Here is a 13703-nt window from a genome sequence, read left to right as displayed (position 1 = left end):
GTTGAGATTTCAGTTCGTGCAATCTGAGTCAACTATGTTGCCTCAGATTGCACGAACTGTTCTTCTTGGATGGAGGAGCAGAAATGTTGAAACGTAAGCAACTTAAGAGGGAACTTCCATTACACTTAATGTTAGTCCCAGGCTTAATATTAATTTTTATTTTTGCATACATTCCTATGTCAGGTATTATAATTGCCTTCCAGCAATTTAACCCTGTCAAAGGTCTTTTTGGAAATCAGCAGTGGATAGGATTAGCTAATTTCGAATATGTATTTTCTTTACCTAATATATGGCAAGTTGTATGGAATACCCTCAGAATTGCTATTATGAAAATTGTTGCTGGGATGTTTGTACCAATCGTATTTGCGCTTCTATTAAACGAGGTTCGTCAGGTTTTTTTTAAACGTATCACACAAACGATTATTTATTTTCCCTATTTTCTGTCTTGGGTAATCCTAAGCGGTGTTCTAATTGATATGTTATCTCCTTCTAGCGGATTGGTTAATACGCTGCTTAATACGTTGGGGTTTGAATCAGTATATTTTTTAGGGAATAACAATTGGTTTCCTGCAACAATGGTTGTTTCAGATATTTGGAAGAACTTTGGCTTTAATACGATTATATATCTCGCTGCAATTACTAGTATAGACCCTGTGTTATACGAGGCTGCAGAGATTGATGGAGCAAACCGCTGGAAAAAAATATGGCATGTAACTTTGCCGGGAATGCAAACGGTTATCATTCTTATGATGGTGTTAAGTCTTGGTAGTGTGCTGGATGCGGGGTTTGATCAAATTTTCAACATGTATAGTCCTCAGGTGTATGAATCAGGAGATATTATAGATACAATGGTTTATCGAATGGGACTCCTTCAAGCGCAATACAGTGCTTCAGCTGCTGTAGGACTATTGAAATCAGGCGTTTCATTGCTGCTTATATCAGTTTCATACTATTCAGCCTATCGACTTTTTGATCATCGAGTATTTTAAGGAGGGTATTCATGTCATCAGGATTATCAAGAGGGCAACGTGTTTTTGAAATATTTAATATTGTCTTTCTAACTTTAGCCGCATTTGCCTGTCTCGTACCCTTCATCCACATTGTTGCTGTGTCATTCAGTAATTCGGCTGCTGTGCAAGGTGGAATGGTCAATCTATGGCCAGTAAATTTCACTATCGAGCCCTACAAGTACGTTATGGAGAGGGGAGAGTTTTGGCGCTCTTTTGGTACGACATTGCAGAGAGTAGCAATTGGGGCAACACTTAATGTTCTTTTAGTTGTTTTAACTGCTTATCCGTTATCTAAATCAGTACGGAAATTAAAAGCGAGAACCATTTATGTCTGGATATTTTTCTTTGTAATGTTGTTTAATGGCGGACTAATCCCCAACTATCTTCTTGTAAAAGAGCTCAACTTACTGAATACAATTTGGGCTTTAGTGCTTCCCGGTGCTGTTCCAGTATTCAGCGTTATTTTAATGTTAAATTTCTTCCGTGAAATTCCTGATGAACTGGAAGAAGCCGCTTACGTAGATGGAGCTGGTCATTGGCGAATTTTATTCCAAATGTATATACCGCTCTCGCTACCGGCAGTAGCTACAATCTCCTTGTTTGCCATTGTCGGTCATTGGAATACTTGGTTTGACGGCCTAATTTACATGAAAAGCGAAAATTATCCGCTTCAGACTTATCTTCAGACAATTATCTCCAGTTTTCAGAATATGGAGTCGTTAAGTGCAACAGATTTAATGAGTCTTGCAAATCTCAATGACCGGTCCATTAAAGCGGCGCAGCTAATTCTAGGCGCATTGCCTGTTCTGTGTGTATATCCGTTCCTACAAAAGTATTTTGTTAAAGGAATCAGACTTGGTGGTGTGAAAGGTTAGATTAATGTAGTATGCAAGTCTGTATCTAGAAGATAGTCAGTTATATATAAAACGCACCGGTCAATGTCATCTGGACCAGTGCGTTTTTTATAAGTTCATAGACTTTCAAGCTTGTTCTCTTTAAACAGGGCTTACGTTAACCTCATTAAAGGCACAAGAACCCCGTTCAATAAAAGTGGTGTCTACCTTGATCTTTATATTAAGATTATCGCCATGTTCAATGCCCCTTGCTAATAGATCAACGGCGTAGGCGGCCATTCTTTCTTTTTCTACTTGGACTGTGGTTAATTCAGGTGTAATTACCCTAGCTTCAGTGATGTTATCAAATCCAATAATAGAACAATTATGAGGCACCTTTTTACCAAACTCAAACATTGTCTTCATCGCACTAATTGCAATATAATCACATTCACAAAACCAGGCGGTTGGTAGGGGACGGTTATTTATTTGCAGGGCAATCAGCTGTTTCTTCAACTCTTCTTGTGAGCTTAGTATCGTAGGTGCAACTGAGAGTCGATAGCTATTCTCAATTGATAAACCATGCTCTTCTAATGCCTTAATGAATCCCCGTTCCCGTTCGTCAAAATTGTGAATACGCACATTGGAAGCGATGTATCCTATTGATGTATGGCCATGTTCAATTAAATATCTTCCTGCTTGATAAGCCCCCATTACATTGTTAATTTCAATAAATGATAAGGGGAGGGTATCAAAACAGGTATCTAATACAACTAGATTAGAGAGATTCTCTCCAAGTACCGATATCTGCTCAGCAGTCAGGTTGGTCCCCAGCACAATCACACCATCACTGCGCTGCTCCTTAGCCAAATTTTCTACTCCTAGCTCAAATGATTTCATATCGATTGTCGTAAAGATCAACTCGTAGTTCCTCTGACGGCAACGTTCTCCAACAAATTGAATTAATTCTTTAAAAAAAGGCTGTTGATAATACTCCTCAAGCACAATGCCAGAATTGGTGAAAACAAGAAACAATATTGATTTCACTACTTTGTTGGTTCCTGTCGTTATTCTGCTCTTAGGTTTGTAGCCCGCCTCCCGGGCAATCAGAAGAATGCGGTCACGAGTTTCTGGCCCAATTCCTGGCTTTCCGCTAAATGCCAAAGATACAGCCGCTTTTGATACTTGTGCCATTTTAGCGATATCTTCCATCTTCATTTCTATATTCTCCGCTCTGCATATTTTAGGTGAATAATAATTTGAGTTTATATCATTTTAGTTAGTTTATCAACTTAGGGAGTTTAATTAAGTTGTTTAGTTTTATTTATTAATTTATTTAGTTATTTAAGATAAAAAAATATTGACCTCATTCTATATAAATGTTAATATTTGAGCAAAAGCAATAGTTTTAATGTGGTTTTTGATTAATAAAGCATCATATTAAGCTAATGTTAACTAAATTAAGTTGTTAGGGGTAGATGTAGTGAAGAAACTTAAATTAGGTTATGCACCTACACGTCGGTTCACGTTTAGTGCAGAGGATGCTTTTAAGTACAAGGTGGAAATTCGGCGGCAGATCGAAAGCTTTGGCATGGACATAGATATTGTTGATTTGGAGGGCATTAATGAAGAGGGATTGCTATATGACGATCATATTAATGCTGATTTAATTAGTAAGCGCTTTAAGCAGGAAGAAGTAGATGCGGTCTTTTTCCCACATTGTAATTTCGGGACAGAGGATACGGTCGCACGGGTAGCCAAAGAACTTGGGAAACCGGTATTGCTTTGGGGTCCTCGGGATGAAGCGCCACTGGCTAATGGGATGCGTCTGCGTGATACTCAGTGTGGTATTTTCGCTACAGGAAAAGTACTCCGCCGATTTAATGTTCCGTTTACCTATATTACTAACAGTTGGGTTAATGATCCTGTTTTTGAACGAGGATTTACCAATTTTGTAGCTGCAGCCAACGTAGTGCGTCAGTTCAAAAATCTGCGAATTCTGCAGATCGGCCCGCGGCCTTCTTCTTTCTGGACGATGATTTGCAACGAAGGAGAGCTATTAGAACGTTTTGGTATTGAGATTCACCCAATTACACTGGTCGATATTCAGCTGCGCACAAAAAAAATTGCTGCTGGCAATAGCTCTGAGCTTACGGAAGCGATGGATTATATTAAATCAGAGCTTGATTACAGCGAGGTTACAGAGGAGGATGTACGGCGGATAGCAGCATTAAAGGTTGCTATGAAAACCTTTGCCCAAGAGACAGGCAGCAGCGCAATTGCGATTCAATGTTGGTCATCTCTCCAAGATGCACTGTCGATTATGCCATGTCTGGCTAACGCTATCCTCACCGATGAACAGATTCCGGTTACCTGCGAGACAGATATCCATGGTGCGATTACTTCCATAATGGTACAGGCAGCAGCGATGAATGAACGACCAACCTTTTTTGCAGACATTACTGTACGGCATCCGGAAAATGAGAACGGAGAGTTGCTTTTCCACTGTGGAAACTTTCCGGTATCAATGTCGGTAGAGGAGAGACCGAAGCTACGCAAGCATTTTTTGTTCGATGACCATGCACCGGGAACTCACGAAGGTCAAGTGCGGGGCGGTGATATGACCATTGCCCGATTTGACGGTGACCATGGTGATTATTCAATCTTCCTTGGGCGTGCCCGCGGTATTGAGGGCCCATACACTCGTGGTTCATACGTTTGGGTAGAAGTCAACGATTGGCCGCTGTGGGAGGAAAAACTGGTTAAAGGGCCGTATGTGCATCACTCCGTCGGCATCCACGCTAACGTCATTCCGGCGATCTATGAAGCTTGTAATTATATTCCAGGTCTGACGCCTGATCCTGTCGATCCGACAGAGCAGGAAATCCAGCGCTGGTTAAGAGGCTCTGATTTGGCGAAAACTTCACGTTCAAACATTCTGGTTTAGGGGGAGGAAGACATGGACATTCGAGAGCTGAAAATTAAGGCTGCGCAAATTCGCATGGACTTACTTACAATCATTCACCGCGCAAAGACTGGACATACCGGCGGTTCGTTGAGCAACACAGATATTTTAACCGCTCTTTATTATGAAATAATGAAAATTGATCCTGCTCAGCCTAAGCTGGAGAATCGTGATCGTTTTGTAGCAAGTAAAGGCCACTCCGTCGAATCAATTTGGTGCATCCTTGCTGACAAGGGCTTTTTCCCAAAAGACGAGCTTGAGACTTATAGTCAATTTGGGACACGGCTTATCGGTCATCCGAACAATAAAGTACCGGGAATTGAAATGAACACTGGAGCATTGGGTCATGGACTTCCGATCTCTGTAGGCATGGCGCTTGCAGCCAAGCGTGACGGCAAACCATATCGTGTGTTCTGTCTAATGGGTGACGGAGAGCAGGCGGAAGGCTCGAATTGGGAAGCTGCTATGGCTGGAGCACATTATAAACTGGATAATTTAATCGGGATTGTTGACCGCAATGGCTTACAGATCAGTGGAACGACTGAAGAAGTAATGGGTTTGGAGCCTTTGCAAGATAAATGGGCGGCGTTTGGTTGGAACGTCGTACAGATTGACGGAAACGACATGGAAGCTCTGGTGAGTACGTTTCGTGAAGCACCAGCTATATCCGGCAAGCCGACACTTATCCTTGCTAACACGGTTAAAGGAAAAGGTGTATCATTTGCAGAAAATGTGCCTGCCTGGCATCATCATGTACCGAATGATGAGCAATTGGCACTCGCTCATGCCGAACTTAGTGCTCTTGTTGAACAATTGCGTAATGAAGGGATGGTGCATGAATAATGAACAGTATAGCGAACCGGCAGGTAATTTGTGAAACACTGCTAGAACTAGCGAAGGATGACCGGGATATTATTGTGCTGGCAAGTGACTCCCGTGGCTCTGCAGCAATGGGTCCTTTTGCCAAAGCTTATCCCGAACAATTTGTCGAAGTGGGTATCGCAGAACAAAATATTGTTGGTATGTCGGCTGGGCTGGCCCACAGTGGCAAGAAGCCGTTCGTTACTTCACCTGCATGCTTTCTGAGCATGCGCAGTATTGAGCAGGTAAAAGTGGATGTAGCTTATTCCCGCACCAATGTCAAGCTTATTGGCATTAGCGGGGGCATCAGCTATGGCGCGTTAGGGATGTCTCATCATTCCGTTCAAGATATTGCCGTAGCGCGGGCAATTCCAGGATTGGCCATCGTGCTACCTGCTGATCGTCATGAGACGAAGAAGATGACTGAGGCACTTGTACAATATGAGGGAGGCGTGTATGTGAGAATCGGCCGCAATGCGGTTGAAGATGTATATGAATCGGACGAATATGATTTTGAGATAGGCAAGGCAGTAACCATGAGGCAGGGGCAAGATGTTACAGTGATAGCTACAGGTGAGACGGTCCGTGTCGCGCTGGATGCCGCAGACCTTCTGGCTGAGGCAGGAATGAGTTGCCGTGTAATTAATATGCATACAATTAAACCATTAGATGAAGCGACAATCCTGGCCGCCGCCAGGGAAACTGGAGGTATTGTTACTGTTGAAGAGCATAGTATTTTTGGAGGATTAGGTGCAGCGGTAGCAGAGGTTGTTGTCCAGAATTATCCTATACCGATGAAGGTGATTGGAATTCCAGATGAGCCTGCCATTGCTGGCAAGACGGCAGAAGTCTTCCGCCATTATGGAATTACCGCTGAAAATGTGAAGGAAGTAGCAACGGAGCTAATTCAATATAAAGGCCGGGAAGTATAGCCATGCAGGAAAAGTATATATTGGCTATTGATCAGAGCACTTCAGGTACGAAAGCTCTTCTTGTTAATAAACGCGGAGAAGTTATTTCGCGCGCCACTAAAGAGCATATACAGTATTATCCTGCTCCAGGTTGGGTGGAGCATGACCCATTGGAGATATACGAAAATGTAAAATACACTGCTAGACTTGTACTCCAGCAGGCCAATATTTCACCAGCCACACTGTCTGCTTTAACTATTACTAACCAGAGGGAAACCGCGCTAGTTTGGAATAAAAATACAGGGATGCCGATCTATAACGCCGTAGTGTGGCAGTGCCAGCGCACAGCGGAGGCATGCTCCTTGCTAAAAGAACAGGGACTGGAGTCTCTTGTCCGAGCCAAAACCGGACTGATGTTAGATCCTTATTTTTCAGCAGCGAAGTTTAAATGGATTCTCGATTGCGTGGGAGATGCAGCACGGCAGCTTCAAGAAGGGGAACTACTGGCCGGAAATATCGACAGTTGGCTTATTTGGAAACTGACTGGTGGTCAGGTTCATGCCACAGATTATACGAACGCCAGCCGGACGTCACTATTCAATATTCATACCCTTACTTGGGATGAGGAACTGGCCGGAGTATTTGGTGTCCCCTTAAGCATAATGCCGGAAGTTAAGGATTCGGATATTCTGTTTGGATATACAGCAGATGCGGAGCTTTTCACAGAGCAGGTCCCAATTACAGGAGTGATAGGGGATTCCCAAGGTGCACTTTACGGTCATCTATGCCTTGAAACAGGAAGTGCCAAGGCAACATACGGAACCGGAACTTCAATCCTTATGAACACGGGAACACAGCCCGTAGACGGGGGAGAGGGGCTGGTGACTGCAATTGCCTGGGGGGTAGGTGGCACAGTAACCTATGCACTCGAAGCGGTTATACGCACTACTGGGGATAGCATTAAATGGACTCGGGATAATTTGGGACTTTTCTCGAACTTTGCAGAAATGCAGCAGCTGGTAGATGAAACAAAAGAAAATGAAGGAGTGTATTTAATACCTGCCTTCGTTGGTCTAGGTGCGCCTTATTGGAATCCCTATGCACGTGCAGCCATCATCGGTATGAACCGCGGAACAGGCAGAGGCCATATCCTTCGCGCTGCGCTGGAGAGTATTGCTTACCAAGTACGGGATGCAGCTGAATTTATCCAGGAGCGATCAGGCATTTCTTTGCTGGATTTGCGAACAGACGGAGGTGCTTCCGCTAATCCTTGGCTGATGGGTTTTCAAGCTGATATCCTCGGCATATCGGTGAAACGCTCAACATGCGCTGAATTATCTGCAATGGGCTCAGTGTATTTAGGAGGACTATGTACAGGCTTCTGGTCAGAACCTGAAGAATTATCAACTCTTCCGTCTGGTTACAATGAGTATGTTCCAAATATGAATAAAAAAACAAGAGATAGCTATTACTCCGGCTGGAAAGAAGCAGTTCTATCAATTATTCGAAAAGAGAATAAAAAGGAGCAATCTGAGGCGCTGATTTAGGCGCCTTATTTGTTAAACACAAGATATAAGGGAAGGCTACTTTTTTAAAAAATGAAAAATAGCCAACATGCCAGATTGCTGAATCGTAAGAGGTTTTTTGATTAAGATATCGCTTTATTGTTAACAAAATACTTGCTACGTACACCTTCGCCCCCACAAGAAGTTGCCAATTAAAGTATAGTTTTCGCTCCTTTTTCAGCTCCTATACCAAGTTATTGCATATATGAAAAAAACAGACGCGCAATTTCTTTTAACCCATTGAGTCTTTGGAAAGTAACTGAAGGTATGATTGAGTATCATAACCGTGCTTCAAAGGTTAAATAAAAATAATAATAAAATTCAATTAATCTACCAATAGTGTAACTATTAAAAGTTACTTAAAAAGCAATAAAAAAATCATCTGAATCATCACAAGAGTTTACCCTTCGAAGAAAATTATGGGAAATAACGGAACAGCCTTTAGTTGCCGATAGTACTCCTCAAATAGTTCTTTTCCATAAGTACCATGTAGTTACAAGTTCCTGTTATGGCTCACTTCTACCATTAATTCTCATTTCAGTTCTCATGATTTTTATGGTTTACTTGACCGCTGATTCAGCCAAGCCATTATGCTTGGTAAAGTATAACTCCTTTACCTATTTATCTATCACTTCTAACGTTAATCCATTTAATAGCTTAGTTTTGTATCTGTTAAAACACTCTGCCTTAAAATCCCCTCATACCCTCATTTCTCAAAGTGAGCAATACATATACCTATTAGTCAAGATGAGTTTAATGGTTTAATAACTTCGGACCAGCGTTGGCCCGAAGTTATTTTTTCTGGAATGTCTTATAAATGTTTGCAATCACCAGTATAAGCAACCATGAAAGCATTGCCCAATTTATAAGCAACAAAAGAACATGAGTTATGTTCCCGACATATAAGCAAACTAGCGTAATGTTACGTTGTCTCCGATTATACACTGATTGTGTATCGTTACTTATTGCTCGTAGTGAGCATTTTCATCTCTCGGTAGCTGTTCGTACTCGTTTTTATATTCTTCGTCAGAAATTCCATAGTCCTTTAAACAATTCCAATATCAGCTTCTCCTTTTTAATTATTATCTAAAATGAAACATGTTTAGCTTTCTATATAGAATTGAAGTAATTTCTTATGAAAATGCCCATTTACATTTGAATCAAATAGGTCATGAGAGTTACTACCAAAAACAATATCCCTGCTGATGCTCTGAACCAAATATGGTTTTAAATCTTCGGGAGCAAACAGCCCTAATGCTTGAGCAGGAAGTTCTCTGCAGCGGTCCATCGCTTTATAAAATACCGGCAGTTCATAAGGCATAGCCGAACCACAAAGCAATTGAAGGTCCGCATTTACAAAGGATTCCTGGAAGGTGCGATCTCCTAAGGTACCACAATCTATTACGATGAAATTATAAGGCTGATTTAGTTCGGGTGTTAAATAAAAATCAATCTGGTTCATAACATAGGCATTTCCTTGTTTATCTGGCTTAAACAATTGGATAATATGAGCTAGATGTTTACTGATATTTGCCTCTAAGTAGCAAGCAGTCCCGCCATGAGCGTTGATCCAGCAGGTCAAATTAAAGGCTGTGGTTGTAACACCTACTCGTCGGTCAGACCCTGCAATCGCAATCGTTATATTGCTACAGCCAAAGCGGTATTGTTCTTCATTCAATGGGAGAGAGGGCTTTTCTATCGAGATAATGGCGTTTTGAGAAGGTGGTTTAAAACGCTGCATGCCATCTTCGGAAAAGCAAGTTCGAAGCTCCGTTTGGATCTCCTCGATTTCAGTAGCCGTTACAATATTCACAATGCCAGCCTGTGTCAAATGATGCAAGAAAGAGCTGCTCAAGGGCAGCCCTTCCGCTATAAGTACCATACGCATATGATAGATGGTGAGGTAAGAGAGCAACGCTTGAGCTAAGTCATCATCTGATTCTGTTATCGCTGCCCGGTCCAAGGCTACATAACGGACATGAGCGAAGTGCCGCATATCTCTGACGACAAAGGATAAAAAGGAGAATTGTCCGACCAGTTTCTTCACTGGCAGTTCGTGTTCCTCCTCCAAGAAATCAAGTAGATTGACCTGGGCAGTACTGGTTAGATATAGAATCATCATTTATCCCTCTTTCATCACCAGTAGAATGATTCCGACGATAACTAGACCGATATACAGGAAAAGTTCAATGAGCTGCTTCTGCCTGTTCAATGTTATCGTCCTCCTGCTGTTCCCATATAGGCAAATTTATACTCTGGAATTTCAAAATGAGCATGCAATCGCTTGGAACCGATCATTAGTAAAGCATGCTCTCGTTTCTTGCTGGCCAGTAGTTCTTCCTCGGCATCCGTCAAATTGTATAGGTCCCGCGTTTCTTGCAAGTTTTTGCCGTCTGTTCCCATAAGTATCTTGATGCTAGGAATATCCAACAAAGCTTGACCGTACATCTTAATTTCAGGGGCCAGAAAGTCCACCACGCTATGCGAAATAATGGCTAAAGCCGCTTCATATTTCCGAGCACGCTTTTCAACGTTTCTTAAAAAAACCAAGCTCTGCGGTACATTGGGATCAATCATCAAGTAGCATTCGTCACTGATAAGCAGGACACGCTCATTTCGGTCTTGGGACATCTGTTCCCAGCACCAAGACAGCAAATTAAAGTACTGTGTCCGCTTAATGTTGTCAGAGGTATTTTGTAGCGTATGAGTATCCAGACAAATGCAGCGGCTACTGGTACGAATCGTACTGTGACCATTCCATAAGAAAGAATCCCCGCCGTGTGCAATATCATACAATAGCAGGGAAAGCTCTTTATACACATTGTCACCGAGTGCTTGCTCTTTGTTCTGAATATGAAGATGCAAATCCGAGAAGGTGGGAAAATCGGTATTTTGCAATTTGGAGATATCGGTAGTCCAGGTGATGTGGAATTGATTGTACAATTCAATCAGGCATTGCTTGAGAACCGCCTTTTGCATCATGGATAGGTCAGGATTGTACAGGTTAAAGAAAATCTCCAGGTTCTTAAGATGAAGAGCCATATCGGACATGCCGTTGCCTTCGTCTTTGTATAGAGGAAATTCTTCATGCTCATCATCCCGGGGAGCCGGACGTATCTGCAGGGGGTTAATCTTGCCGTTTGAACCGCCGCCAGCATTGATCCAATCGCCATTTAACAACTGACATAGCTCTTTATATTCCGACTCGGGATCAATAAAAATGACCTTGGTTCCCTTCATATACTCACTGAGGGCAATATGCTTTACAGCCGTTGATTTGCCTACACCCGCAACACCCATGACCACAATATTGGAATTTGTACGATCTCCGCCACGCTTCCATAGATCGACGATGACCAGTCCGCCGCTGGCATCCTTGGCCAGATAATAGCCAGTTCCATCATTAAAGCCGCTACTGGCGAAGGGGAAGCCGCCGACAAAGGTACTCATTGGCATAATTTTATTCAGAATATTTTCCATAGTCCCTTGGGACGGATAGATTGGGGACAAATGTCGGAAGCTCTCCTTCTGCAAGTGGGCCAGCGTACGTATTTTACAGCGCATCATACTAAAGGTGTTTTCCACGCGACGACAGGTACGGGCAAAAATTTGCTCATCCTCGGCAAATGGCATCACTAGCACATTCATTAATCCTACGGTTTCACCGTTCTGGTCAATTTGCAGCATAATACTTTCGCCATCGCTTGCCGCTTTCTCGGCACGCTGCCGTGTAAGAGGATCTTTCGCACTGTCGGCTAGACTTCGGTTCTGCGTAATGGACTTGGAAATAGCGGAAACCAGCGCGCTGTTGTCAATGGGCTGAAAGCCGATAGAAACCATTGTGGCCGGCAGATTGGTGAGCGTTGAAAGCCATCCTGCATTGGCCTTAGGCGGATACTGGATTACGCCGTACAACTTGGCGATTTGCTCTCCAATGACAAGACCATTTCGGGAAAACTCCAGTCCCATGGGTGTAATCACGTTGAGAAGAGAGGAATTTACGGAGGTTCCAGATGCGGTTTGTTTCATATGATTACAACTCCTTTTCACTGATAATCCAAAAAGGACCACCAGCGGCTGCGTTTTTGCGCGCTTCATTTAAAATGATGGAAAAGTCCCAAGATTGATTGCTGCGTTTACGGCTGGCCGGATCAGCGACTAAAATTTTGCCGTCAGCGGTTACGCCGCGGAGCACCATAAAATGGCCGGAGGATGTAAAGTGGCCCTTACCCATAATGGCAATAACCAGTTTACCCTGGGATAGGGCGTCAATCACTTTTTGCTGTTCTTGAATCTTGGCTCCTTGCACGTGTAGTCCATAATGCTTGGCCCCATCAGGAATAAGACTATGGTAGCTGCCAGTACCTTCCGCCAGATAGCCATTGTCATACGCCCATTTCGACATGGAAACGGGATCTACGGGGGTTGGGGTCAAAGTCGAAACAACGATGGACAAGGAGGTCGGTCCGCAGCCGGATACGCCTATGGTGTCGCGGGGACCGTAGGGCTTGTTCGCCCAGCGAGTGTCCATCTGATTGTAGTAGACAACCTCCCGACTGCCGTCCTGAAAAGTGACACCTTCATATTGCTGTCCTTGGCTCTCCAAATAGCCTTCGTCGGTTTCGTGCAGGGATTGAGTGTAGCCATAGTCCATGCGCATTTCATCGACAATGGGTGCTTCATGAGTCCCCAACAGCAGTTTGAGTGATTCGATGGGGGAGGTAAGCAGTTGCAACACCATCGCGGCAAGCAGCAAAAAACCAATAACGGGAGTAAGGATCAGCATCAATAGCCGCTTACGGGAATCTTCATCGACTGCAACCTTAACCGCAAGCTTTGCCAAGAGTTTCGCCGTTGCAGGGTCCATGCTTATACCTCCTGAAGAAAGGGGATGACGGCTTCCGGTTGGTTACTTTCCAGATGGGTGTAGGCTGGATTATTAACTAAATTACATAGTTGAACAATTTCCTGTTGCTTCAAAACATGAGCTTGAACCTGTCCGTCCTCGAAATGTTGGACCAATCGTTTAGCCTTTTCCTGCAAATCTCGTTCTCCGGTTTCTTGGCGTTGCCACAAGATTAGATAAAACTGTCGCTCCACCACTTCGCCGGACAAGGCAAAGCTGTTCATCTCCAACATTTCTTGTCGCAGCAACTCCTTCTGTTTGGCGTCGGCAGTGGGAAGCAGTGCGCCAAGCTCGGAAATCAGTGGAGAAATATCGACAGGACGACTTACGGCCAGAAACTTAAAGGGGAAGCGAACGGAGGAAAGCTCTGCCGTTAATTTGCTGGTGAGCAGTCGCTTCTCGGAAGGACTTAACAAGTCCAAGCTAGTCGGGAAAATACGCAAATAACACAGCAGCCAGCCATCCTGGGTATACAGGAAGTTCCCACGAATGTCTTGAACATTGACAAACTGCTGCGCCGTTTGAGCGGCAACGGATGGTTGTTCCTTGAGTTTGGGTTTGCTATTTTTCAAGTAAATTAAAACTGCCCCCCCGCCGATAAGGCAGAGGAGCAGCATCAGAATAGGCAGCAGCATTGATGCAGCACAACCCT

11 protein-coding genes are annotated in these 13703 nt (G+C 43.4%); 6 read left to right on the top strand and 5 right to left on the bottom strand.

Annotated features, from left to right (window positions below; all coding sequences use genetic code 11):
- The first annotated feature begins 83 nt into the window (after positions 1 to 83).
- Positions 84 to 989 carry an ABC transporter permease gene (locus BN3772_RS02665; protein ID WP_209443607.1) on the top strand — a complete coding sequence of 302 codons (906 nt, stop codon included), beginning with the start codon at positions 84 to 86 and terminating at the stop codon, positions 987 to 989.
- 11 nt (positions 990 to 1000) lie between these two features.
- Entirely contained in the window at positions 1001 to 1885 is an 885-nt protein-coding gene (locus BN3772_RS02660) for a carbohydrate ABC transporter permease (RefSeq protein ID WP_042196349.1), read from the top strand.
- 120 nt (positions 1886 to 2005) lie between these two features.
- Here the strand turns inward: BN3772_RS02660 and BN3772_RS02655 are convergent, their stop codons facing one another.
- Positions 2006 to 3061 (bottom strand): LacI family DNA-binding transcriptional regulator, encoded by a 1056-nt coding sequence (locus BN3772_RS02655; protein WP_042196347.1) that lies wholly within the window; start codon positions 3059 to 3061, stop codon positions 2006 to 2008.
- A 265-nt stretch (positions 3062 to 3326) separates the two neighbouring features.
- Between BN3772_RS02655 and BN3772_RS02650 the strand changes: the two genes are divergently transcribed.
- From BN3772_RS02650 to glpK, 4 genes are read left to right on the top strand one after another with little or no spacing between them, the layout of a single operon-like run.
- A complete protein-coding gene (locus tag BN3772_RS02650; RefSeq protein WP_042196344.1) occupies positions 3327 to 4790 on the top strand; it encodes an L-fucose/L-arabinose isomerase family protein in 1464 nt (487 codons plus the stop codon).
- A gap of 12 nt (positions 4791 to 4802) precedes the next feature.
- Positions 4803 to 5651: a transketolase gene (locus BN3772_RS02645; RefSeq protein ID WP_042196342.1), complete on the top strand. Its 849-nt coding sequence runs from the start codon at positions 4803 to 4805 to the stop codon at positions 5649 to 5651.
- Positions 5651 to 6601: a transketolase family protein gene (locus BN3772_RS02640; RefSeq protein ID WP_042196340.1), complete on the top strand. Its 951-nt coding sequence runs from the start codon at positions 5651 to 5653 to the stop codon at positions 6599 to 6601. The genes BN3772_RS02645 and BN3772_RS02640 overlap by 1 nt, the downstream gene beginning before the upstream one ends.
- Positions 6602 to 6603: 2 nt before the next feature.
- Positions 6604 to 8127, top strand: coding sequence for a glycerol kinase GlpK (glpK, locus tag BN3772_RS02635; protein ID WP_042196338.1), 1524 nt, complete (start codon positions 6604 to 6606; stop codon positions 8125 to 8127).
- Between the two features lie 1120 nt (positions 8128 to 9247).
- Here the strand turns inward: glpK and BN3772_RS31145 are convergent.
- The 4 genes from BN3772_RS31145 to BN3772_RS02615 all read right to left on the bottom strand — a co-directional run bounded on the left by BN3772_RS31145 (position 9248) and on the right by BN3772_RS02615 (position 13686).
- A complete protein-coding gene (locus BN3772_RS31145; RefSeq protein WP_244444662.1) occupies positions 9248 to 10192 on the bottom strand; it encodes a hypothetical protein in 945 nt (314 codons plus the stop codon).
- Positions 10193 to 10359: 167 nt separating this feature from the next.
- Complete coding sequence (locus tag BN3772_RS02625; protein ID WP_042196336.1) at positions 10360 to 12174, bottom strand: VirB4 family type IV secretion system protein; 1815 nt, start codon at positions 12172 to 12174, stop codon at positions 10360 to 10362.
- Positions 12175 to 12178: 4 nt separating this feature from the next.
- Positions 12179 to 13012: a C39 family peptidase gene (locus tag BN3772_RS02620; protein ID WP_244444661.1), complete on the bottom strand. Its 834-nt coding sequence runs from the start codon at positions 13010 to 13012 to the stop codon at positions 12179 to 12181.
- A gap of 2 nt (positions 13013 to 13014) precedes the next feature.
- Positions 13015 to 13686, bottom strand: coding sequence for a hypothetical protein (locus BN3772_RS02615; RefSeq protein WP_042196333.1), 672 nt, complete (start codon positions 13684 to 13686; stop codon positions 13015 to 13017).
- Positions 13687 to 13703: the final 17 nt, after the last annotated feature.

The sequence above is a fragment of the Paenibacillus camerounensis genome (assembly GCF_000723885.1).
In the GTDB taxonomy this organism is placed as follows: domain Bacteria; phylum Bacillota; class Bacilli; order Paenibacillales; family Paenibacillaceae; genus Paenibacillus_AQ; species Paenibacillus_AQ camerounensis.
This window is presented reverse-complemented; position numbering and strand designations above follow the sequence as displayed.